The 24339-nt window shown below is 44.0% G+C and carries 19 protein-coding genes and 2 pseudogenes; 10 read left to right on the forward strand and 11 right to left on the reverse strand.

Features of this window, described 5'->3' with window-relative positions; genetic code table 11:
* Both GPK58_RS07405 and GPK58_RS07410 read left to right on the forward strand, forming a co-directional pair.
* Positions 1-446, forward strand: a pseudogene (locus GPK58_RS07405) (hypothetical protein); the annotation flags it as partial.
* A 304-nt stretch (positions 447-750) separates the two neighbouring features.
* Positions 751-2073, forward strand: coding sequence for a serine hydrolase (locus GPK58_RS07410; RefSeq protein WP_215638437.1), 1323 nt, complete (start codon positions 751-753; stop codon positions 2071-2073).
* 139 nt (positions 2074-2212) lie between these two features.
* On the opposite strand, the gene GPK58_RS07415 is transcribed toward GPK58_RS07410, so the two are convergent.
* Both GPK58_RS07415 and GPK58_RS07420 read right to left on the reverse strand, forming a co-directional pair.
* Positions 2213-3133 carry a substrate-binding domain-containing protein gene (locus GPK58_RS07415; protein ID WP_022426076.1) on the reverse strand — a complete coding sequence of 307 codons (921 nt, stop codon included), beginning with the start codon at positions 3131-3133 and terminating at the stop codon, positions 2213-2215.
* Entirely contained in the window at positions 3126-3338 is a 213-nt protein-coding gene (locus tag GPK58_RS07420; protein ID WP_015527392.1) for a TOBE domain-containing protein, read from the reverse strand. The genes GPK58_RS07415 and GPK58_RS07420 overlap by 8 nt, the downstream gene beginning before the upstream one ends.
* Before the next feature lie 307 nt (positions 3339-3645).
* Here GPK58_RS07420 and modA point away from each other — a divergent pair, with 307 nt between their 5' ends.
* From modA to GPK58_RS07435, 3 genes are all read left to right on the forward strand, one after another.
* Positions 3646-4548: a molybdate ABC transporter substrate-binding protein gene (gene modA, locus GPK58_RS07425; RefSeq protein ID WP_044961707.1), complete on the forward strand. Its 903-nt coding sequence runs from the start codon at positions 3646-3648 to the stop codon at positions 4546-4548.
* A 67-nt stretch (positions 4549-4615) separates the two neighbouring features.
* Complete coding sequence (gene modB / locus GPK58_RS07430; RefSeq protein ID WP_021651929.1) at positions 4616-5311, forward strand: molybdate ABC transporter permease subunit; 696 nt, start codon at positions 4616-4618, stop codon at positions 5309-5311.
* On the forward strand, positions 5311-6360 hold the full coding sequence (locus GPK58_RS07435) for a sulfate/molybdate ABC transporter ATP-binding protein (RefSeq protein ID WP_022426074.1): 1050 nt from the start codon (positions 5311-5313) through the stop codon (positions 6358-6360). Before modB ends, GPK58_RS07435 begins: the two co-directional genes overlap by 1 nt.
* An 84-nt stretch (positions 6361-6444) precedes the next feature.
* Here the strand turns inward: GPK58_RS07435 and GPK58_RS07440 are convergent, their stop codons facing one another.
* Positions 6445-7533 (reverse strand): PucR family transcriptional regulator, encoded by a 1089-nt coding sequence (locus GPK58_RS07440; RefSeq protein WP_059086122.1) that lies wholly within the window; start codon positions 7531-7533, stop codon positions 6445-6447.
* 104 nt (positions 7534-7637) lie between these two features.
* Positions 7638-8753: an ABC transporter ATP-binding protein gene (locus GPK58_RS07445; RefSeq protein WP_215638438.1), complete on the reverse strand. Its 1116-nt coding sequence runs from the start codon at positions 8751-8753 to the stop codon at positions 7638-7640.
* 331 nt (positions 8754-9084) lie between these two features.
* On the opposite strand from GPK58_RS07445, the gene GPK58_RS07450 reads away from it, so the two are divergent.
* From GPK58_RS07450 to GPK58_RS07460, 3 genes are all read left to right on the forward strand, one after another.
* Complete coding sequence (locus GPK58_RS07450) at positions 9085-9543, forward strand: transcriptional repressor (RefSeq protein WP_021651932.1); 459 nt, start codon at positions 9085-9087, stop codon at positions 9541-9543.
* Between the two features lie 259 nt (positions 9544-9802).
* Positions 9803-10144, forward strand: coding sequence for a DUF6110 family protein (locus GPK58_RS07455; RefSeq protein WP_110102788.1), 342 nt, complete (start codon positions 9803-9805; stop codon positions 10142-10144).
* A gap of 14 nt (positions 10145-10158) precedes the next feature.
* Positions 10159-12234: a heavy metal translocating P-type ATPase gene (locus GPK58_RS07460; RefSeq protein WP_306289025.1), complete on the forward strand. Its 2076-nt coding sequence runs from the start codon at positions 10159-10161 to the stop codon at positions 12232-12234.
* A gap of 180 nt (positions 12235-12414) precedes the next feature.
* Here GPK58_RS07460 and GPK58_RS07465 read toward each other — a convergent pair whose 3' ends face one another.
* A complete protein-coding gene (locus GPK58_RS07465) occupies positions 12415-13362 on the reverse strand; it encodes an AraC family transcriptional regulator (protein WP_215638439.1) in 948 nt (315 codons plus the stop codon).
* A 259-nt stretch (positions 13363-13621) separates the two neighbouring features.
* On the opposite strand from GPK58_RS07465, the gene GPK58_RS07470 reads away from it, so the two are divergent.
* Positions 13622-15739, forward strand: coding sequence for a glycoside hydrolase family 36 protein (locus GPK58_RS07470; protein ID WP_215638440.1), 2118 nt, complete (start codon positions 13622-13624; stop codon positions 15737-15739).
* Between the two features lie 256 nt (positions 15740-15995).
* Here GPK58_RS07470 and GPK58_RS07475 read toward each other — a convergent pair whose 3' ends face one another.
* The 6 genes and pseudogenes from GPK58_RS07475 to GPK58_RS07500 all read right to left on the reverse strand — a co-directional run bounded on the left by GPK58_RS07475 (position 15996) and on the right by GPK58_RS07500 (position 22835).
* Positions 15996-16409: a C-GCAxxG-C-C family protein gene (locus GPK58_RS07475; RefSeq protein WP_022426236.1), complete on the reverse strand. Its 414-nt coding sequence runs from the start codon at positions 16407-16409 to the stop codon at positions 15996-15998.
* A gap of 20 nt (positions 16410-16429) precedes the next feature.
* Entirely contained in the window at positions 16430-17788 is a 1359-nt protein-coding gene (locus tag GPK58_RS07480) for a M20 family metallopeptidase (RefSeq protein WP_215638441.1), read from the reverse strand.
* Positions 17789-17892: 104 nt separating this feature from the next.
* Positions 17893-19101 (reverse strand): MalY/PatB family protein, encoded by a 1209-nt coding sequence (locus GPK58_RS07485; RefSeq protein WP_215638442.1) that lies wholly within the window; start codon positions 19099-19101, stop codon positions 17893-17895.
* Positions 19102-19278: 177 nt separating this feature from the next.
* Positions 19279-20442: an RNA-guided endonuclease InsQ/TnpB family protein gene (locus GPK58_RS07490; RefSeq protein ID WP_092073117.1), complete on the reverse strand. Its 1164-nt coding sequence runs from the start codon at positions 20440-20442 to the stop codon at positions 19279-19281.
* Positions 20405-21068: pseudogene (locus tag GPK58_RS07495) on the reverse strand (IS607 family transposase). Before GPK58_RS07495 ends, GPK58_RS07490 begins: the two are co-directional and overlap by 38 nt.
* A 729-nt stretch (positions 21069-21797) precedes the next feature.
* On the reverse strand, positions 21798-22835 hold the full coding sequence (locus tag GPK58_RS07500; RefSeq protein WP_059086116.1) for a helix-turn-helix domain-containing protein: 1038 nt from the start codon (positions 22833-22835) through the stop codon (positions 21798-21800).
* Between the two features lie 269 nt (positions 22836-23104).
* On the opposite strand from GPK58_RS07500, the gene GPK58_RS07505 reads away from it, so the two are divergent.
* Entirely contained in the window at positions 23105-24127 is a 1023-nt protein-coding gene (locus GPK58_RS07505) for an ABC transporter substrate-binding protein (protein ID WP_021652568.1), read from the forward strand.
* Positions 24128-24339 lie beyond the last annotated feature (212 nt).

Raw genomic sequence — 24339 nt, forward strand, 5'->3', positions numbered from 1 at the left:
GTGTGGCAAAATATGATCTTCTGGAACGATGGCTGCGAGTATGGAATAAGATCCCTCAAAGAGTAGTGAAATTTTTGCTGGAGCTTTTGGTACTGTTTCTTTTTTATAAAGCATATGGAAAAATATTACCATTTTTATATAATGAGATCCGATGGGGAATATTCCCGATCATCGTGGTTGCATTTTGTGCGGAATTTATAAATGTGATTCCGGGAATTCGTCAGATATTGTTATTTCTGGGAAAGCATTCCATGAATGTTTTTCTGGTACATACGTTTATAAGACATTATTTCTGGAAAGACTTTATTTATTCTTTCGGGCACTTTATACCGGATTTTCTGGCGTTGTTAGTAACTTCACTGGCAGTGTCCATAGTGCTGGAATGGCTGAAAAAGGTAACCGGCTACAACCGCCTGATCCAGAACATCTGCATGAAAATAGGATAATAAAGATAAAGGAGAAAGACCTGTCATTGTCTGTGGCAGGTCTTGTTAAAGTATGAAAGCAAAAAAAACAGTTTGTATATATTGGTTGATATTAATAGTGGTTTTTGGAGGAATTATTGGTATCAGAAGTACAGAGATAAAGGTCGAGGCTGCTGAAAGAACGGTACGATTTTGGGATAACAGTGGAAATTATCTTCAGAAATCTGGCGGGAACTGGTATTTGAAAGATTCTAAGAAGCGAAAACTTACCGGATTACGTTATTTGTCAATTCCAAAGACAGAGTTTTTAAAAACAGGATTTTATATGTTTGATAAAAACGGAAAACTTTTGAGAAAACAATCCGTGTATTATTTTGATAAAAAGACAGTTTCTGGTGTCCGCTTTGATAAATACCACATCACAGACTCCAATGGAAGAATTTCAAAGGGAGAGCGTGGCTTTGTAAACGTAGCTGAACAGAAGGTACGGGGCAAAAAAATTATCGCAGGCATTTATTATGTGGAAGCGTACGGAAAACTGGCTGATCGTGGAACAGTACGCTATATAAGACAGAGAAGATTCGGTGGGCGTAATTTTAAAAGTGGTTATTATTATTTCTATGGAACCGGAAGAATCTGCATGCGTCCGTCTTTTCATAAAGTGAACAAAACAGTTCAGGGAAAAAAGTTTAACGGAATCTATTATTTTGGCAATGATAATGGGAGAATGGTACAGAAGGCAGGGTGGGTAACCTGTGAGGGCCAGCAATATTATGTAGACCAAAATGGAAAAATGCTGGTGAACCGGTGGAAAGATGGTTATTACCTGAAATCGAACGGAACCATTGCGAAAAATATGAAAACACCGGATGGTCAGTATGTGGACTGGCAGGGAAGAAAAAGTACAAGATCAGAGTATGCTCTAAGTGCATTTAAATCGGAATTGGAGAGCTTTGTTTCTGCCTACGGTGGAAACTGGTCTATTTATATAAAAGATCTGAAAACAGGAAATGTTGTAAACATAAATGATCGGGAAATGTATCCGGCAAGTACGATCAAGGCATTTGTGATGGCGTCGGTCTATGATCAGATCCGTCAGGGAAAAATGCAATACAGCTCCGGTGTGTACAGCTTGCTGTGGGATATGATCACCGTCAGTGATAATGAATGTTATAATGAACTGGTAAGGCGTCAGGGAGGCGGAAGCTTTGTAGGAGGAACGGCTGTAGTGAACCAGTATCTTCGAAAGAACGGTTACAAAAATACCGGTTGTCACAGTTCCCTGCATCCATCTTCTTCTGCCTGGAGCAGTGATGGCTGGCGTAACACGGCATCTGCAAAAGATTGTGGGAGACTCTTAGAAAAAATCTATCGAGGTCAGTGTGTTTCTCAACAGTATTCCAGAGAAATGCTAAATCTTTTACTGCATCAGACGAAACGATACAAAATTCCATCAGGTCTTCCGACCGGTATAGTATGCGCGAACAAAACTGGTGAGACAAGCTCAGTTCAGCATGATATGGCAATCGTCTATGGAAAGAAAACAAATTATGTATTATGTATATTTTCAGAAGGCGCTTCCGAAGATCATTTACTGTACGGAATCCGTTCGATTTCTTCAAGAGTATATCAATATTTGAATAAATAAAGATCAGCCAGCAGTCATAGGATCAAGAAACTTCCTTAATTAGGCAAAAATAAGGAGTGATCATTGACGTGCTGGCTGATTTTGTATTATCAAAGAAATGGTTGCGGAAGAATTTTTTACATAAGCGTTTTTCTTAGCCCTAAATATGCCGGATATTTCCGGTGTCAGTAGTATCGTATCCGGTTTGAAGAGCTAAAAACCGGCGGAAAGGTTCGGATGCAATGGTTTCCGCTACGGCCTGAAAGCCGGGGGTGCTCAGATTTTTGGTCTGCATAACCAGGAAGAGTGATTCCTGGCAAACAGGAAGAAAATCCAGCTCTGGGAAGCTTCTCGCTACACAGGCCTCGCCAAGAGCTATGTCTGCCTGTCCGCCAGCCACTGCAGCAGCCGTGGAGTGATCGGTAACAAGCTCATTTCGATATCCGGATATGGAATCCGGTGAAATTTCGGAAGACAGAAGTGTACGGTCAAGAAGGATACGACGGCTGCTTCCTTTTTCGCGGTTCACAAAAATAATATCTGCCCGTGTAAGATCAGAAAATCCCCGGATATTCTTGGGATTTTCTTTTTTTACATAGAAGCCGACAGGATATTGACACAGAGAGATCACAGTCAGTGGGATACCGGGTATAAGGCTATGGATATCTTCCGGTGAGGCGGATGCACAGGCAATGTGGACTTTTTCAAAATAGAGAGAATACAGTCCGTTGTAGGTGTTCATGTGAGACTGCAGAACCGGCAGATTGTCCGGGTGTGTGGGAAGCTGATTTAGGAGAAGATCCAGAGCCGGAGAAGCCTGTCCGCTGATGATCAGTCCACTGGAATGCAGAAGATAATCCCTTTTCAAAAGAGAACTCTCCGGCTGGTGATCATAAGACTGAGCAGAAGACGCAGAACATTCCGAACCCTTAAGATACTGAGACAGCTGTTCCTCGCTGACCCGTAGCTGTTTGCCGACTTTGGAGGAGGAAAGCTCTCCGCGTTTGATCAGGTCATATACTGTGGATTTTTTGATCTTTAGTTTATCTGCAACTTCCTGTGCTGTGTAGACTTTATTCATCGATACCTACCATAACATTGGTTGCCTTAATAACTGCGTAAGCATCAGAGCCTACTTTCAGTCCAAGTTCTTCCACCGCCGCACAGGAGATGGTAGCAGTGATGATATTTCCACCACCGATATCAATGGAAACGATGGAATTTACAGCTCCCTGGTTGATGTTGATGATTTTTCCTTTTAACTGATTACGTGCACTGAGTTTCATAAGTAATTCTCCTTTTCTTGAATATTGAATGAACCGGATCAGGCAAATTCTCTGCTTCCGTTGTGCAGAGCAATGAACCTTGTGTGGGATTTGTCTGTATCAGGAGTGCTGTAAGCCACTCATGATAAGAAACGAAGCGGATCGTGAACATCCGCCTGGCTTGTCAACTATGTATTTATGATAGCACTTGTAGAGAAAAACAGCAATGCCTTATAGCTTGACAAGAAACTTTCCTTTCGGTAAAATTAAACAAAACCATTCAAAACTAAACAAAACTGAACGAAACGGAAAAGGAGAGAAACAAAAGATGAAGAAAAAAATCTTAGCAGCCCTTACCGCGGGAATTTTAACAACAGGCCTTATGACCGGAACTGTTTTTGCGGCGGACACAGAAGTGAAAGGTGATGAGAACCTGAAGGGAGAGGTTTATGCATTTATTGCTGCCAGCCTCAGCAATTCCATGGAGGAGATCCAGAAGGATTTCAATGAGCTTTATCCGAATGTAACGATCTATTACAGTGCAGACAGCTCAGGTACACTGCAGACACAGATCGAGGAAGGTGCACGCTGTGATCTTTTCTTTTCAGCAGCAGATAAACAGATGGATGCCCTCACAGAGGAAAAACTGACAAAGGAAGACACCGTTAAGGATCTTCTTGAGAACAAAGTCGTTCTGATCAGACCAAAGGACGGAGAGACAAAGGTAACAGGATTCGAGAATATCACAGACGCTGAAAATATGGCGCTTGCAGGAGAGGATGTTCCGGTGGGACAGTACGCCCGTGAGATCTTTAACAATCTTGGGATCATGGACGATGTAAACAAAATGGAGATCAACGAGTGCAAGAATGTAACGGATGTACTTGCAGCAGTCAGTGAAGGAAGCAATGAGGTTGGTGTTGTATATGCGACAGATGCTGCGTCTGTTACTGATAAAGTAGATATCATCGCAGAGGCGCCGGCAGACAGCCTTAAGACGCCGGTTCTTTATCCTGTGGGACTTATCGAGGACAAGGAAGCATCGGAAGACGATACCAGGGCAGCAGAGGCTTTTCTTGATTATGTAGAGTCTGATGCAGCGATCAAGGTATTTGAGGGCTATGGATTTACAGCATATGAGGATGAGGATTCCGAGGATGCCACAGAAGCTTCTGCAGACAACACGGAGGCTGAGGACAGCACAGCTTCCGCAGACAGCACATCCAAATGAGTATGATGTAGAAAACCGGCAGGCAGTAAATATTGAAACACAGTAAATGCCGGCACAGGAATGAAATATGACAGAATTTTTGAGAGAAATAAACTGGAGTCCTCTGTGGATTTCCTTAAAAACAGGTCTGGCAGCCACAGTGATCGCTTTTTTTCTGGGAATATTTTGCGCCCGGAAGATCATGAAGCTGAAGCCGGGAGCCAGAGCAGTACTGGACGGGATCCTTACTCTTCCGCTGGTACTTCCTCCTACAGTGGCTGGATTTTTTCTGCTACTGATCTTCAGTCTGAAAAGGCCCTTCGGAAGCTTTCTTCTGGATAATTTTGATATTAAGATCGTGCAGACCTGGAAGGGCTGTGTGGTCGCAGCGGCAGTGATCGCATTTCCGCTGATGTACCGCAATGCTCGGGCTGCTTTTGAACAGGTGGATATAAATCTTATCCATGCAGGCCAGACTCTGGGGATGAGCGACAGCCGGATATTCTGGCGGGTAGTCATGCCGGCGGCAGGACCGGGGATCGCATCCGGAACAGTGCTGGCATTTGCACGTGCGATCGGAGAATATGGTGCAACCTCTATGCTTGCCGGAAATATCCTTGGAAAAACCAGAACAGTTTCTGTTGCCATTGCATCAGAGACAGCAGCCGGAAATTACGGAACTGCAGGATTCTGGGTCGTTGTGATCGTGCTGATCTCCTTTGTGATCGTAGCGCTGATCAATATCGTATCCGGAAGAGGAATGAAAACAAGAAGGTGGATCTGATGGCAGTCAAAGTAAATATCGAAAAAAACTTCCGTGATTTTTCCCTGAAGGTAGATTTTGAAGGCAGTTCGGCAGCCATTGGGCTTCTTGGTGCTTCCGGCAGCGGAAAAAGCATGACCTTACGCTGTATTGCAGGAATCGAAACACCGGATAAGGGAAGGATCGTTATCAATGGAAAAACAGTGTTTGATTCTGAAAAAGGGATCAATTTGAAACCGCAGAAGCGACGGATCGGATATCTGTTTCAGAATTATGCGCTGTTCCCAACCATGACAGTGGAACAGAACATCCGCTGCGGTTATCGTGGGGAAAAATCCTCCGCCAGAGAAAAAGTGGCAGATCTGATCCGGCGATATCATCTGGAGGGGCTGGAGAAGCGCCTGCCCTCACAGCTTTCCGGCGGACAGCAGCAGAGAGTGGCACTGGCCAGAATGATGATCGGAGAGCCGGAAGCTATTCTTCTGGATGAGCCGTTTTCCGCACTGGACGGTTACCTGAAGGATGTGCTCCAGCGGGAGATGCAGGATTTCCTCAAGGACTATCCGGGAGATATGATCCTTGTGACACACAGCAGAGATGAGGCCTATAAATTCTGCAGGGAGCTTTCCATTGTACATGAAGGCAGGATCCTTGTGACCGGGGAGACAAAGCAGCTGTTTGAGAGACCGGGACTTCTGGAGGCAGCAAAGCTTACCGGCTGTAAGAATTTTTCCAGAGCGGAGAGGCTGGGACCGCACGAGATCTATGCGGCGGACTGGAAAATGAAGCTCCATACCGAAGAAAATGTAGATGAGGACATTACTTACGTAGGGATCCGCGGCCACTGGATCCGCCCGGAATCAAAGCCGGGTGAGAATTGTATGGCAGTACGGGTAGACCAATACATAGAAACTACATTTGAACATCAGTATATGATCCGAAACAAAGCGGAAGAGAATGCTGCCGGATTATGGTGGATGCGTCCCAAAAACAGCTTTACGGAGGATCCGGATAAAGATTTTCCGGAATATCTGTATCTTCCACCGGAGCATCTGATGCTGCTGAAATAAAGAACCCCCGGAAACAGACATTATCTGCTGTTTCCGGGGATTTTTTGTGTTCCTGCATTTTTGATGGATTTTTACGAGCAGAATCTATTTTCCATGATTTCCGGAATAGGTGATGTAATCGGACACCATCATGGCAAGCTTGAAGGCCAGTGCATCCTCAAAGGTACGGATATCCAGGCCAAACCGCTTCTGTAGCTTTTCAAAACGGTACACCAGAGTATTCCGGTGCACATAGAGCTGTCTGGAGGTTTCAGAAAGGTTCAGGTTATTTTCAAAGAAGGTCCGGATGATATTGAGGGTTTCGTCGTCAATAGATTCCAGGGATTCTTCTCCGAAGATCTCGCCTACAAACATGTTGCAGACCTGAGTGGGAAGCTGATAGATCAGACGTCCGATGCCCAGACGGTTGTAACCGAAAACGTTTTTGTCAGCATAAAAGATCTTGCCGACCTCGAGAGCAGTGCGGGCTTCCTTGTAGGCATCGGAAAGCTCCATGATATCATCTGCAACATTGCTGTAGGAAACCCAGGCAGAGGTCATGGCCTCTGTATTGAGCATATCCACCAGCATGCAGGCGATACCATCCAGCTCTTCGTAGCTTTCGGTGCTCTGAAGCTCACGTACTACGATGATGCCGGAATCATCCAGTGCAGTGATAAAATCCCGTGTACGGGCAGAAAAGATGTTGCGGATGGTAGCCAGGGCATTTTCGTCCTTGTGCTGCTTGGTTTCCACAAGAAATACCGCACGGCGGGCAGAAGGTGTAATATGAAGACGGGCAGCCTTGTTAAAAGCTTCTACCTGGGAATAACGGTCCAGGAGAAGATTTTGCATAAAGGAGTTCTTGTCTGTTTTTTCCGTATAGGCAGTGAGGAGACTTTCTACCTGGCAGACAGCAAGCTCTCCGATGGTAGAAGCCTGCTCTCCGGAGCCCCATACGATCAGAAGCATATTGCTCTGAGGTATGTTGTTCAGCTTGTACAGACTGCAGCTGCGGTTGGAGATGCATAAGGCAGGATCCTCCCGGAACTGAGCAAGCTTTTCAGAAGAAGGAAGTCGACGGTCCCCTGTGGAAATGTATATCTGGTCATTTTCATCCAGAATACAGAAATCAAGACCGCTGATCCGGTTCCAGTCATCCAGACATTTTTGAATTGTTTGCTGTATTTTCATAAAAAGCGTCCTTTCTGATGTGAAATAAAACTAGTGAAATAAAAAGAAACCCCGGGAAATCATATCCCCCGGGGTTACATTCTGTTTTTATGATTCGACGAGAATTAGTTTGTGATAGTAAGCTCTGTCTCTTTGTCGAAGAAGTGAGCTTTCTCCATATCGAATGCAAATCTGATCGGATCACCGGTCTTAGCTGTTGTACGAGGATCAACTCGTGCTGTAACCTGAGTTCCGTCAACATCGAAGTACAGGAATACTTCAGCACCAAGAAGCTCGTAAACTTTAACTACGGAGTTCATTGGTTTGCTTGGAGATGTCTCAAGGAACATCTGAGAATCATGGATATCCTCAGGACGGATACCAAGAACAACTTTCTTTCCAACATAGCCTTTGTCTTTCAGGACTTTAGCTTTAGCTGCCGGAACGATAACCTCATGCTCACCACCGATCGTAGCAATTACATTGCCGCCTTTTTCGGAGATAACAGCATCAAGGAAGTTCATCTGCGGAGATCCCATGAATCCTGCAACGAAGAGGTTGCCTGGTTTCTGATACAGGTTCTGTGGTGTATCAACCTGCTGAACAACACCGTCTTTCATAACAACGATTCTGGTACCAAGTGTCATAGCCTCTGTCTGGTCATGTGTTACATAGATGATGGTAGCACCAAGTCTCTGATGGATCTTGGAGATCTCGATACGCATCTGTACACGAAGCTTAGCATCCAGGTTGGAAAGAGGCTCATCCATAAGGAATACCTTAGGATTACGAACGATAGCACGTCCCATAGCAACTCGCTGTCTCTGACCACCGGAAAGAGCCTTCGGTTTACGATCAAGAAGCTTGTCAAGGTCAAGGATTCTTGCTGCTTCACGAACAGCCTTGTCGATCTGGTCCTTCGGAACTTTACGAAGTTTAAGTCCGAATGCCATGTTATCATAAACTGTCATATGAGGATACAGAGCGTAGTTCTGGAATACCATTGCGATATCACGGTCCTTAGGCTCAACATCGTTCATGACTTTGTCACCGATCTTAAGTGTACCACCGCTGATCTCCTCAAGACCTGCGATCATACGAAGTGTTGTAGATTTTCCACATCCGGATGGTCCTACGAAGATGATGAATTCTTTGTCTTCGATCTCCAGGTTGAAATCTTTAACTGCCTGGAAGCCGTTCGGATAAGTTTTACTAATGTGAGATAATGATAAACTTGCCATTGTTGTTTCCCTCCAAAATTAATATATTGTTTTACGTAATTTCCTTTGCTGGTTAACAGTATATCGAAAATGAGAGAAAAGGGCTAGAGCTGAATCTTACAAAGTTTCCGGCAGTTTCTTGTCATTCTGACGAAAAAACGAAAGGGGATTTTTCGTCATTTTGTCAAAACGACGGTTTCCTATGTACAGGTTCACGAAACATTATACGGTATTCAGGCAGAATCCTCAATATGTAAAAAAAGTTCAAACGAGTTATTTACAACTAACCTAAGTTGGAGTATACTAACTTATTAGATAAAAGAAAAGTTTTCTCAATAAAGGAGGGATCAGAATGCATATTGCAGAAGCCGAAACAGAAGAGAAAAAAACAGGATGCTACCGACATACAGAGATGCAGAGGGATCTTATTATAGAGAAACTGAAGGAGAAGGGGCTCCGCATCACCAGACAGAGAAAGATTCTTCTGGACATTATCCTGGAGGGAGAGTGCTCCTGTTGTAAGGAAATCTATTACAGGGCTTCCGCACTGGATCCGAAGATCGGTGTAGCTACAGTATACCGTATGGTCAATACGCTGGAATCCATCGGTGCTATCAGTCGAAAGAATATGTATCGCGTGGCATGCAGCACAAAAGGCGTCTGCACAGTAGAACTGGATGATGATACGATATGCCATCTGTCCGGACAGAAGCTTAATGAAGTGATCCTTGCAGGACTTCGGGCCTGCGGGGAGATCAGTGAACAGAATATCCGTACCCTGGCGCTGCTGCCTGTTCATGAGGTCGGGTGAGTATGGAAAAGCTATGGCACAATATAATAGGAAAGAAGAGGTTTGTACAGACTAAGAATTAGATAGATTAAACTATTAGTAAAAATTAACTGTTAGGTAAAAATAACTGAAAATTTAACGAATTGTGTTGAATTCACACAAAAAACACTGGACTTTTTTTTACAGACATTTTATAATAATGAAAATATCGGGGCGGACATGAAAAATCCTCACCGGGAATCAGAAAAAAATAAAAATCATATATCAGGAGGAAATTATTATGGCAGACTTTAAATTCAAGAAATCAGGACTTTTTGCAGCAGGCGTTCTTTTCGGTACAGCAGGAATCAAGATCCTCACAAGCAAGGATGCGAAGAAGCTTTACACAGGATGCACAGCAGCCGTTTTAAGAGCTAAGGACTGCATCATGAAAACAGCTACGAATCTTCAGGAGAATGCTGAAGACATTTATGCTGAAGCTAAGGAGATCAATGAGGAAAGAGCAGCAGCTGAAGAGGCTGTAGAGGATGTTGAGACAGAAGCAGAGGAAACTGCAGATGAGGATGCATTCAAAGAAACAGCAGAAGAGACAGAAGAAGCAGCAGAAGAGACAGCTGAGTAAAGAGGCGATTTTCCGTGAAATTTTATATCAAACATGAGACAAGAGGCCGGCTTCGTATCCATCTTGCTCAGAAGAGGATGAGCTACGGGCAGGCAGATACGCTGTTGTATTATCTCGAGAATCTTGATGGAGTGGCTTCTGCCAAGGTATACGAGAGAACCTGTGACGCAGTTGTAAATTATCGGGGTAGCAGAGCTGCGGTTATCCGTGGTATCAGCGAATTTCATTATCAGGATGTAGAGGTTCCTTCACAGGTGCTGCAGAGCTCAGGGAGAGCACTGAATGCAGAATATCAGGAGAAGCTGATCTCCAAGGTGATCTGCCATTACGGAAGAAGGCTTTTTCTGCCATATCCGCTGAATGCCATTTATACAACAGCTACTTCCCTGAAATATATCTGGAAGGGAATCGATACACTTCTTCACCGTAAGATCGAGGTGCCGGTCCTGGATGCCACTGCAATTGGAGTGTCTGTATTACGTCAGGACTTTGGTACTGCAGGCTCCATCATGTTCCTGCTTGGGATCGGAGAGATCCTGGAAGAGTGGACGCATAAGAAATCCGTAGGTGATCTTGCAAGAACCATGTCCTTGAATGTTGGCAGGGTATGGCTGAAGAGAGAGGATCAGGAGATCCTGGTAGAGTCCGGAGAGGTCCAGCCGGGAGATGATGTTGTTGTACGTATGGGTACCGTAATTCCTTTTGACGGAAGTGTTACAGATGGAGAGGCTATGGTCAACCAGGCTTCTCTTACCGGTGAGTCTGTACCTGTATGCAAGAAAGAGGGCAGCGTTGCCTATGCAGGCACTGTTGTGGAAGAAGGTGAGATCACCATCCGCGTAAAGACGGTAGGTGGTTCCAGCCGCTATGACAAGATCGTTACCATGATCGAGGAGTCTGAGAAGCTGAAATCTTCTTTGGAGGGAAAGGCAGAGCATCTGGCAGATAAGCTGGTTCCCTATACTCTTGGAGGAACAGCACTTACATATCTCCTTACCAGAAATGCCACCAAGGCCCTTGCGATCCTGATGGTGGATTTCTCCTGCGCGCTTAAGCTTGCAATGCCGATCTCTGTATTGTCTGCGATCCGTGAGGCCGGTACACATAAGGCTACAGTTAAGGGCGGTAAATATCTGGAAGCAATGGCTGAGGCAGATACCATCGTATTTGATAAGACAGGAACTCTGACAAAGGCGAAGCCAACCGTTGTGGATGTGGTTCCTTTTGACAACAATGATCCGGAGGAGATGCTGCGTATCGCCGCATGTATGGAAGAGCATTTCCCACACTCCATGGCTAAGGCTGTTGTCAGTGCTGCCAGGAAGAAGCATCTGGCCCATGAGGAGATGCATTCAAAGGTTGAATATGTAGTAGCGCATGGAATTTCCACTACGATCGAAGACCATAAGGCCGTGATCGGAAGCTATCACTTTGTATTTGAAGATGAGAAATGTCTGATCCCGGAGGATGGCAAGGAGAAATTCGACAATATTCCGGAAGAGTATTCCCATCTGTATCTTGCCATTGACGGACGTCTTGCAGCCGTGATCTGTATTGAAGATCCTCTTCGTGAGGAGGCGAAAGCTTCTGTAGAAGCACTGCGCGGGGCAGGGATTTCCAAGATCGTTATGATGACAGGGGACAGTGAGCGTACAGCAGCAGCCATTGCCAGACGTGTGGGAGTGGACGAATATTATTCCGAGGTACTTCCGGAGGATAAGGCCAACTTCATCGAAAAAGAAAAGGCAGCCGGAAGAAAGGTTATCATGGTAGGTGACGGAATCAATGATTCTCCGGCACTTTCCGCAGCCAATGTCGGTATCGCCATCAGTGATGGTGCTGAAATTGCCCGGGAGATCGCAGATATTACTGTAGGTGCAGATGATCTTCAGGAGCTGGTTGTTCTGAAAGAGATCAGCAATGCACTGATGAAGCGTATTAGACGCAATTACCGTTTTATTATTACCTTTAACGCAGGTCTTATCGCCTGTGGCGTTGCAGGTATCCTGCAGCCGACTTCATCCGCACTTCTGCATAATACCTCCACACTGGCGATCAGCCTGAAGAGTATGCAGAATCTGCTTCCATAGAAAATTTTTAACCGAATCAAGTAGTCCCCTGTAGGATTGCGAATATCCGCTTGACAATAAATATAAAAAGCCGGCCAGGTTATCGAAGAGATAAGAGCTTCGTACCTGGCCGGCTTTTTTAGGCTGCTCAGACGTGGATCGCAGGTATCAGCCTGAAGGTGTAGGTGTATGAAGTAAGTTTTATTCCTGAGGAAAGGGTTCGCTTTCCAACATCAGTCCGTCAGTCATATGATAGCGTTTCTTTTGGGTATCCGAACGGAGAGGCCGGGTATGAAGGCTTCGGTACCTGGAGGGGCTCATATGATAAAATTTTTCGAAGGTATGTGCAAAATGCTGCCGGCTGTTGTATCCGGAAGAAAAGGCAATATCCGTAATGTGCAGAGTACTGTTGCACAGAAGAAAGGAGGCCTGTTCCATACGCTTGCGGTTGATATAGGTATTGATGGTGCAGCCGTTTTTTTCTGTAAAGAGCGCCTGCAGGTAGGATTTGTTGATCCCTGCATATGCGGAGATGGCAGGAATATCAATGTCTTCCAGATAATGCTCGTCAATATAGCGGAGCGCTTTTTTCAGATAGACGATTCCCTGGGTGCTCCGGCTGGAGCGGGCGCAGAATGCAAGCTCTGTAAGCATGCGGCTGAAAAGAAGAAAGAAGAGAAATTCTTCCTTTTGTATCTGACCGGAATTTTGTTGTAAAAAGGTGAGCAGATCCTTCAGGCTGTATCCGAAGCTGCGGGAATCCGCGCCGGAGCAAAAGCCCTGGGAGGCTTCCATAAAATTCCAGAACCGGGAAAATCCGGGATCCTTTTTCAGGAGAAGCTCCAGAGCAACCGGACTTTTTTCGGGAGTAAGGGAAAATTCCAGATTCAGGATCGAGCAGGGAAAACCATCCGGAATCTCCAGCCTGTGAGGTACATCCGGCCGGATAAAGATAAATTGCCCGGATTTCAGTGGGAATTCCGTGTCCTGTGTGCCATCCAGGCAGAAAACCCGGCAGGAACCGGAGGTGATATACATGATCTCATAGCTGGAATGTGTGTGATGCTCCATATGATAATAAGGCAGGGAGAGAGCATAAAAAGCAGAAATATGGAAATATCGGGAAGAGTCCTGGAAAATATCTGGCATGAAAAACCTCCTGAGTATACTGCGAAGCGGAATGTAAATATTTCAGCTGTAAATTGCGAGTCGGACAGATGCAGATATTCGATTAAATCGCCCTACATGTCTGACTGACTGTACTCTTTACTGTCAGCAAACAGTATATCACGCAAAAATAAATACGACAATATATTGCATTTTTACATTCAGGGGATGATACCTGTCACCTTATAAAAAAACAGATATTATACTGTGATCAGAATCAGAAAAATGGAGGGTATTTTCTATGAGCTATAAAAATGAAAACATGAAAATGATCGAATTACATGAGAATGGCCTGGATATCCAGTTTCGTATCCGGGAAAATGGCGTGGTAGAGCTGGCAGATTTTTCTTCACAGGAAGTAAAAAAAGCAGTCATGGAGCCGAAGGAGGATATTTGTTATCCGGCTGTTGAGATCCACAGAAGCGGCACAGGAAGCTTAAACATGCATGCCTACAAAAACAACATCAATCAGTCCTCTGTGGATTTTGTTTATGAGAACCATGAGCTGAAGGCACAGGCCGGCGGAAAAGAGCTGGAGATCGTAATGATTTCCCCGGAAAAGCTGAAGGCAGTATATCATATGCGCCTGTTTGACGGAGTGCCGGCAGTACAGACCTGGACAGAGATCATCAACGAGGGAAGCGAGGATCAGGGGCTGACCTATGTTTCTTCTTTTATGTATCAGGGAATTTCCAGAGGCGGCGAGAAGCCTTATTATAAAAAAACAGATATCTATGTGCCGTTTAACAGCTGGTGCTGTGAGGCACAGTGGCAGAAATACGATGCAGAAACGCTGAATTTAAACGGAATGGTCGTAGATGGCTTCAATCATCAGGGATATGGCCTGAACCGTTATTGTTACAGTGGAAAGGGCACCTGGTCTACCTGTGAGTATCTTCCCATGGGAATTGCCGAGGACAGAGAAACAGGGGAGACGTATATTTTCCAGATTGAAAGCTCCGGACAGTGGCTGGCAGAATATGGCTCTGCACAGGGCGGAAATCTGTATCTTGCCTTAAGCGGCGCCACAGAGCAGGAGCATGGCTGGTATAAGAATCTGAAACCGGGAGAAAGCTTTACAACCGTTCCGGCAGGGGCAGCGGTTGTAAAAGGTGGCCTGAATCCGGCAGCAGCGGCACTGACCAGATATCGGAGAAAAGTACGCAGACCGAATACGGACGATGAGAAGCTGAACGTGGTGTTTAATGATTACATGAATTGCCTGATGGGAGACCCTACAACGGAGCGGGAGCTTTCCATCATTGACAAGGCAGCAGAGCTCGGATGCGAATATTACTGCCTGGATGCAGGCTGGTATGACGACGGATTCTGGTGGGACCGTGTCGGGGAATGGAAAGAAGCATCCGGAAGATTCCCCAATGGTCTGAAAGAAGTCTGCGATCATGCACACAGTAAAGGCCTGAAAATGGGACTCTGGCTGGAAATCGAGGTTATGGGAGTTGCCTGCGAGCTGGCAAACAAGCTTCCGGATGACTGGTTTGTCTGCCGTCATGGAAAACGCCACATTGACAATAAACGCTATATGCTGGATTTCCGCAATCCGGAGGTACGGAAATATTGCCGTGATGTAGTAGACAGGCTGATCAATGATTACGGTGTAGAGTACTTTAAAGTGGACTATAACGTAACCATGGGATATGGAAGTGATCTGAACAGTGACAGCTGTGCAGATGCCATCCGTGAGCATTATGAATGTCTTCACCAGTGGTATGAGGAAATCTTCCGGGATCATCCGGAGCTTGTTGTGGAGAACTGCGGTTCCGGCGGACAGCGTATGGATTATGGTATGCTGAAGATCTTAAGCCTGCAGTCTACCAGTGATCAGACAGATTATCTCTACAATGCCAATATCGCTGCCAATGTAGCCAGTGCGGTAACTCCGGAGCAGGGTGGTATGTGGGTATATCCGTATGAGGATGAAGAAGAGCATGTGATCTACAATGTAGTAAATGGTATGCTTCTCCGCCCATATATCAGCGGTATGGTATGGAAGCTGGGCGAAAATTCCATGAACCGTATGAAGGAGGGAATCTCCCTGTATAAGGAGATCCGTGAGGAAGTCCGTGACGGCGTGCCGTTCTTCCCGCTTGGTTTTGGAACTCTGAAATCTGAAGTTCTTGCTTACGGAGTGAAAGCAGAGAAGAATACCTATCTTTCGGTATGGACACCGAGAACAACAGAAGCAGTGATCCCGCTGGAAAATGCAGAGCAGGTCCGCAGAGTATCCGTGATCTATCCGAAGGAAGAGATGTGCGGATATAAGATCGAAAATGGAAATCTTGTAGTGAAGATGCCACAGGAAAAAGCGGCCAGACTGTTTAAGATTGAGATGAAATAGAAAAGCGTGAAAGACCGTAAGTTTGACGAAGAGGCGTGGGCAAAAATAAATGGAAAATAAAAGAGCGCCGGCATTTTTGCCAGAAAGCTCATCAGTCTGGATGAAGTTGTAAAGATCCCGGCTGTGTACCTGAATTATAAGAAATACAGATGGGTGAAGGATCTGACAGTGAAAAGCGAATAGAAACAGAAAACAGCAGAGCTGTATGTCCCGGGATTACAGGGAATATACAATTCTGCTGTTTTATTTTATGAGATTATCTGTTTTCCGCAAGATATTCTTCTGTAAGAGCAACCGCATCGGTGATACACTGCGGGCAGCTGCAGAGAACCTTGCCTGTCTCTACACCTTTTAATTCACGGCAGATACAGGAACCGTTTTTTTCTTTGAATTTCTGGATATAGGTGCGGAGCTTTTTGTAAGTGTCACCTTTGGAGCCGGAACCTTCTTCGGTATTTCCGCGGCTGTTGGAAAGTCCGATGATCATAGCCATACCGGAAAGAGCACCGCACATTTCCATAACACCCATTCCAAGGCCGAAGCCCTCGGCAATACGGAACATCTCGTTTTCATCGATGCCAAATTCCTGGCAGAAAGAACAGGCAACTGCCTGTGCACAGTTACAGCCATTCTCGTGTAATTTTGTAGCGTGTTCAGCTTTTGTACTCATGATTTCTTATCCTCCTGATTTCAGATCGCAAGCATATTTTTGATCGCTTCCATATAGATCAGTACTGCTTCTTCCATGCCGGAGACCAGGATAAATTCATCGGCTCCGTGGATACGGTAGTCAATTCCCTCTTTTTCAGGTCCGAAGGCTATGATGTTTTTGAGGGATTTTGCGTAAGTGCCGCCTCCGATGACCATTGGTTTGTGTTCGGTATCGCCGGTCACATCTGTGTAAGCTTTGTAAAGAGCATTTACCAGCGGAGATTCTCTTGGGAAGAATAACGGAGCAACAACCTTTATGATCTCAATACGACCGTTTTTATCTTCCAGTCTGTCCTGGCACATTTTGCGGATATCGGTCTCATTAAGAGTTACCGGAACACGGATATCGATGGTACAGGAAATGACACCGTTTTCTGTTTTTACGATTCCGTTGCATAACGTCAGATCGCCGTATTCATCTGCAAATTTCAGACCAATGCCGGAGCCGTCACATGCAGTGCCGATATGGGAGTTATAGAATTCCACAAAGTCATCTTCAAAGCCTGCTTTTGCCAGACATTCAAAGGTTACTCCTGCAGCATTGACACCGAGATGGGGAGTGCTGGCATGAGCCGGAATACCTTTGGCGTAGATGGTGAGCTCACCATTTTCTTCGGTTACCTTATATTCCTGGAGCTTCGTCCGGGAAAGTGCGGATTCCAGCTTTTCCTTCAGACCGTCCTCATCGGGAACAACGGTTGTACAGGTGTCACACATTGCATTGGATACAAAACCGCCGTTCATGGAGATGATCCGGGTGTTTTTTGAGCAGGCGATCATGGCAAGCTGACCTTTTTCACCGTGGATACACGGGAAGCTGGCATCCGGTGTGAAACCGCAGGAAAGCTCTTCTGCTACCTGATTGTAGTGATCCATACATCTGGAACCTGTTTCCTCGTTGCAGCCCATGATCAGGCGGACTCTTTTGTTCAGCTTCACGCCGTGGTCGCGGAGAAGCTTCATGGCATAGAGCGCTTCCAGGATAGGGCCTTTGTCATCAGTGGTCCCGCGGCCGTATACATGATCGTCTTCACGGGTAAGGCGGAACGGATCGTAGGTCCAGTCTCCGCCTACAGGAACGATATCCAGATGACCGGCGATGCCGACGATCTCATCGCCCTCACCCATTTCGGCATAACCGCAGTAGTTATTCAGGTTTACGGTTTTAAAGCCAAGCTCTTCGGCAATCTTCAGTCCCTCTTCCAGGGCTTTTGCAGGACCCTCACCAAATGGCTTTCCCTCGGAAGGGGTACCGAGCTGGGAGTCAATGGCAACCAGTCTGCCAAGATTTGTGAGCATTTCTTCTGATAATGCGTGGATTTCCTCTTTAATATCCATATTGATTTCCTCCTGTTTACAGCGTTCCGGAAAGTGACAGGATGGAACGCTGATGTTATGAGCTCTATTATAGCATAGATTGTAATGAATGGCAGAGTGGATTTTTACCTGTTGAAGACGTACCGATCCATTCGGCGGAAGGCTTCTTCTATGCGGGAACGGGGTGAGGCCAGATTCATTCTCAGGTGACAGGGACCGAAAAACATCCTGCCGTCCTGGACGGCAACGCCGACATCCCAGCAGGCTTTTTCCACATCTTCGATTGTTTTGCCATGGGCAGTACACCAGCCGGTGCAGTCGGCAAAGAGCATGTAGGTGCCTTCCGGTCTGGAAACGTTGACACCCTTAAAGTGCCGGTCAATGTAATCACAGGCAAAGCTTACATTTCCGCTTAGTACTTCGCATAGTTCATCGGTCCATTCATAGCCTTCAGGCTGATAAGCGCCAAGCAGAGCGTGCATGGACAGAACATTCATCATATTATAATGGCTCAGACTGGACTCCTTCAAAATACGATCCCGCCACCAGCTGTTGTATACAATGTGATAGCTGCCAACAAGTCCTGCCAGATTAAAGGTTTTGGATGGAGCGTAGAAGGCCGCTGTACGCTGGCGGGCATCTTCGCTGACGGACTGGCTGGGGATATGCTTATGGCCATTCAGGATGAGGTCAGACCAGATCTCGTCTGAGATGACGTAGACATCATATTTTCGGTACAGCTCCATGGCTTTTTCCAGCTCCCGGCGTTCCCACACGCGTCCGCAGGGATTGTGTGGATTGCAGAGAATGGCAGCGTGGATCTTCTTTTCACGGAGTTGTTTTTCCATGTCTGCATAATCCATTCTCCATATGCCGTTTTCATCCCTTACCAGCGGAGAATGTACGGCCTCGTAGCCGTTGTTTTTCAGGCTTGAGGTGAAGCCTATGTATGTCGGGCTGTGGACCAGGACGTTATCACCGCGGGAGCAGATGCAGTTCAGTGCACTGATAACTCCGCCCAGAACGCCATTTTCGTAGCCAATGTGCCTGGGCTTCAGACCGGTGACACCGTGGCGTGTTTCCTGCCAGCGGATGATGGCTTTATAATATTCCGGCGGGGCTTCGAAGTAACCGAAGGCCGGGTGACTGGCCCGTTCGATGATCGCCTGCTGTATGGTAGGTACAGTAGGAAAGTTCATGTCTGCTACCCACATCGGGATGGCATCGAAGCCCTCCTTCGGCGGGGCAGGAGAGAAACCATCGCCCTTCAGGCCGTCTACTGCAATGGAATCTCTGCCATGCCGGTCAATGATGGAAGTGAAGTCGTATTTCATATGAATGCTCCGTTACTGAAAACTTATAAAAAGTTATAAACTTCTATGTTTCATTCCTACTTCAACGAGTATGCTTTTGATGATATAAATATCTATCTACTCACAAGTTCTTGTACTCTCCATAGGCGTAAATTCCGGATTAACGTACCCGTACATATTTGCACTAACGTTTTAGTGTTAGCTTGCAAATCTTTCTCCATAAGCCTTGAGATTTATAGATGCCTGAAAATCTCTATCAATGACATTTCCACAATCACATTTATAAATTCTGTCAGATAATTTCAAGTCTTTTTTAATGTTTCCACAGCAACTGCAAAGCTTTGATGATGGATAAAACCGATCAGCCACAATAAGCTGGATCCCTTTATCGCTGCACTTGTATTCAAGCTGCTTTCTAAACTCAAAAAACCCCTGATTCTGAACTGCTTTTGATAAATGTCTATTTTTCATCATTCCACTAACATTCAAATCTTCAATACAAATAAATCTTGGTTTTCGACTTACAATTTCAGATGTAGTCTGATTCAAATAGTTCTTACGGATATTTGTTAATCTGTGATTTCGTTTTAATAAAAGTTTTTCCTTTTTGATTACATTATTTGTTTTGCAGTAACTTTCTCCTTTCTTATTTTTCTCGTAAGAGCGAGAGATACTACGCTGTAATCTGCGTTTCTGTTTTTCTAGTTTCTTTACTTTCTGACTTTTATTGATGTTCTTATACTTAGCTCCATCAGAGCAAATAGCCAGATCTTTGATTCCTAGATCTATACCAATCCCATCATCATTAAGTTTTTCTATGCAATCAGGAAATTCCACACATACGCTGATCCACCAGTTCAACCCATCAAAAGATATTCTCGGATTCATGTATTTAGCATCTGTAGGAATACGACCATGCTCTGCAAGTCTTACCCAATTTAGTTTTTGTTTATTTCTTTTCCTGCTCGAAGAAAATCCTTCAAACTTAACATGAGTATTGCTGAATTGTATCTTAATATTATCCTGATAGAACTTCGGTATTGATCTCTTTTTTGGCTTGAATCTTGGGAATTTCTGCAAACCTTTGAAAAAGTTCTTATAAGCGGTGCAGGCATCTTTGATCGCCTGTTTGGTTACATTATTTGAAATACTCAATAACCATGCGTATTCATCAGAATGTCTAAGCTTTGTAAATTCTTTTCTGAGTTCTGCATCTGAAATGAATTTTCCGCCTTTTTCATAGTTTTCTATTTCCCTTGCCAAAGCCCAGTTATAAGCAAATCTTGAAGCACCTGCGTACTGAAACATCTTAGTTTTCTGTATATTATTTGGTATTAACATTACTTTTATGGCTTTTACCATCTACTTTCTCCTGTATCAATTCCCGGATAAGTTTCTTGGCTTTATTCGCTCGTTTTCCTTGTAATTTGCAACTGAATACTGTGATCATCTGAACCAGATCTTCAACAAGTTCCTGCTGTTCGGATTTTTCAGTATTATCAATAATCTCAATCTCACAATTATAAAGCGAAGCGATATATTCTATCAATTCAAAACCAAATCGCAATAGCCGATCTTTATATAAAACAACAACCTTTTCAACCTGATTTTGAGATATTCGCCTGATCAATTCCTGGAGTCCTTTTTTTCTTATAATTAATTCCGGAACAGATATCACTTATTATCTCAAATGGCTGTCCTTTTGCCAGAAGATATGTCTTAACATTATCAATCTGTCGTTCCAGATCATCTTTCTGTTTATGGCTGGAAACGCGACAATATCCAATTGTAATGCGATTTTTAGGCTTTACATTTATTACCTGGTTGAGTTGCTCGTCAGAATAATATCTATAGCCGTTTACTGTAGTATGATGCGGATGAAGTTTTCCATTGGCATCCCAATTTCGTAATGTCTGGGCGGATACGCTTATAATTTTTGAAAATTCATGTATAGAATAATATTTACTCAAAGCATCAACTCCTTTCAATAATATTCTGCTCTAATATCTTATAAAACTCAACATGTACTTATATGATTTTATAATTTTATAATTTATATTTAACTGTTAATAACCTCCTGAAAAATTCTATTTGCTTCACCTTATCATATTTTGGGGGTGGCGTACATATATTAATGTAAATTATGAGACGATTTGATTTTGCGTAATTGAGTGGATGGATTGAATAGTGCGAATAATCTATAAAAGAAGTGGCGGAAATACCAGCAATGATATTTCCGCCGTTTTACAACTCCGAATATCCTATCCAGAGCTACTTTGTGTTCATAGTATATGTTATAAAATCAAATTTTATGAAATGTAAAAAGGAACTCGTCCAGAGCCCCTTTCCTTTGAATAAGTAATAATATCTTTCTCACTCCGGAAAAAGACTTCTTTGTACTTATATAATACTGGTTCAATTACTCCTTGTCAATATTTATTTTTATCTTTGTAATGTGTTCTGTCAAAGAAATATCATCTGACAATTCAAGAATTTTCCTTAGTTCAGCAAGTTCGTCCTGTGCCTTATTACGTTCTTCTTTTATTTTTGAAATATATTGCAATTTATCATCCATTGAGGTGGTAAATTTCGTTGCAATCACGCACCCTATGGGTTAAAAGAGATGCAGGAGCCGCGACGCCTGCATCTCTTTCATCTATAAATGTGATCTATTGCGAATGAATAGGTTTTTTATTTTGCAATAAACATAAGCAGGATCAATACTTTGCTAATAATTTTTTCCAGGGTTTATAGCCTTTCATATAAGCAAAGTCTTCTTCATTTTGGAAGCCTGCAATCAGTTCTTTTTTCATTTCTTCAGCATATGGATTTTCTACATCTTGGAATTTTATATGTTTATATAATCTTGATTTCTGAAAATCACAGATTGTATCGACATTCTCCAGCAGTTGTTTTATTACCTTAAAAGTATCTTCTACATTTTGTTCTGCCACCACAACATTAAACATGGTTGCACATTCATTGTATTTTCCCATCTCAAAAATACCTGCTAATGCATACATTTTCTCGGCCAGGAATCTTGCGGATTTATGATCTTTATTGTCAAGAGCTTTTGTGATCATCATGCCAAAGGCAAGATTCAAAGTAGTATACTCTGAAAGAATTATATTTTCCAGTTTTTCATATGCTTCTTCTGTTTTTTCCTGTTCCATGTATAATTGCCCAAGTCTTAGTTTTTTCATGGGATCATAGTCGGAAAAATAGTTCAGATATTTTTCTGCCATTTCATAATTCCCTTTTCGCAAGTAGAATCCGAACAGAGAATCTGCCGCATGGTGCTGGATTTTTTCGTCCTTGTCATTTAGTGCCATTTCGTACCAGGAATTAATCTGTTCGTCGTACTTATCGGGATGCTCACACTGACCTATGATTCTTCGCGAGTCAAGCATCACCGCCACCTGCCAGATAAGCATGTTGCAGTTAGGGTAATCTTTTATGATATTTACTGCCCATTGATAGGTCTTTTCGTAACCTTCTGCTGAAAACATTTTGTCCATTTCCTGAATAAGTTCTGTAATTTCAACGTCTGTCAGATTTTCATGAAAAGACAACAGGGTATCAAGGGAAATATGTAGCAGTCTTGCAATTGGTGCTAACAGTTCAATATCTGGATTGGAGTTCCCGTTCTCCCATTTATTCACCGCTGGAGTAGTTACTCCTAAGCGGTTTGCCATTTCCTCCTGGGTGAAACCAGACTCTTTTCTATATTTTTTTATCACATTTCCAATATTCATCCTAATTCTCTCCTGATTGAAATTTCAAAAGCTTTTGTGATTAAATCATAGCAGGATTGGAAATTGAACACAATTGAATTGTTGTTAAATAAAATTCATATTTTTTAACTGATGGGAAAGTTGATCGTGATCAGCAGTTGGTTTTTTGGGCATATCCTAACAAAAGGAATCATGGAGACTGTGTTTTACGATACTTTGTATGTTTCCCTGGTCACCAATTAATTAATTATGCATACTCTAACAGAAGAAGTCTGTAAAGGAGTATCCGCATGAAAAATAAAAAATGGATTGCACTGGCGGCAGCAGTTGTGCTGGCGGTGACGGCGCTGCCAATGGGAGTATTTGCTGCGAAGAAAGACAGCACAGAAGAGAAGCTTACAAAGGTTACACTGAATGAAGTCGCACATTCAATCTTTTACGCACCGCAGTATGTGGCGATTGAGGAGGGATATTTTGCGGAGAAAGGTCTGGATCTGACGCTGGTGACGGGATTCGGAGCAGATAAAACGATGACTGCTGTGATTTCCGGTGAGGCAGATATTGGATTTATGGGCGCAGAGGCATCTGTTTATGCTTATCAGGAGGGCGCCACGGATCCTGTCGTAAATTTTGCACAGTTAACCCAGCGTGCGGGGAATTTTCTAGTGGCAAGAGAAGAGATGCCTGATTTCAAATGGGAGGATCTAAAAGGAGAGAAGGTTCTTGGCGGTCGTAAGGGCGGAATGCCGGAAATGGTATTTGAATATATACTGAAGAAAAACGGCATTGATCCGCAAAAGGATCTGACCATCGACCAGAGCGTTGATTTCGGTTCCACAGCAGCAGCTTTTACCAGTGATGATTCCGCGGCATATACAGTAGAATTCGAACCATCTGCGACCATTCTGGAAAAAGAAGGAGCGGGCTATGTAGTTGCATCTCTCGGAGAGGCATCCGGCTATGTACCATATACATCCTACAGTGCAAAAGCAAGCTACATGAAAGAAAATCCTGAGATCATCCAGAAATTTACCGATGCACTTCAGAAGGGAATGGACTATGTGCAGAGTCATACGCCGGAGGAAATCGCAGAAGTGATCGCACCGCAGTTCAAAGAAACAGATCTTGAAACCATTACTGCCATTGTAAAACGTTATTATGACCAGGATACCTGGAAAGAAAATCTTATTTTTGAAAAAGACAGCTTTGAGCTTCTGCAGGATATCCTGGAAGATGCAGGTGAGCTGACGGATCGTACAGCGTATGAAAATCTGGTGCAGACAGAGTATGCACAGAAAGCATGTGAAAATTAAAAAATAGTTTAGAAAGTTTAAAAAAACATGGGAAAAACCTGCGGCTTTTATAAAAACCGCAGGTTTTTGTATGTAATAAAGAGGGAATAAGAAAAAAAGGAAAGTTGATTTCGGTGCATATGCGTTTCTGATACCGGCAGCAGTGATCTACCTTTCCGTAATTGTGGTACCGGTATTTTACTCACTGTTTATCCAATGCGTCGTAAAACCCC

It is taken from the genome of Blautia sp. MCC270 (assembly GCF_018785605.1).
Classification (GTDB): domain Bacteria; phylum Bacillota; class Clostridia; order Lachnospirales; family Lachnospiraceae; genus Blautia_A; species Blautia_A fusiformis.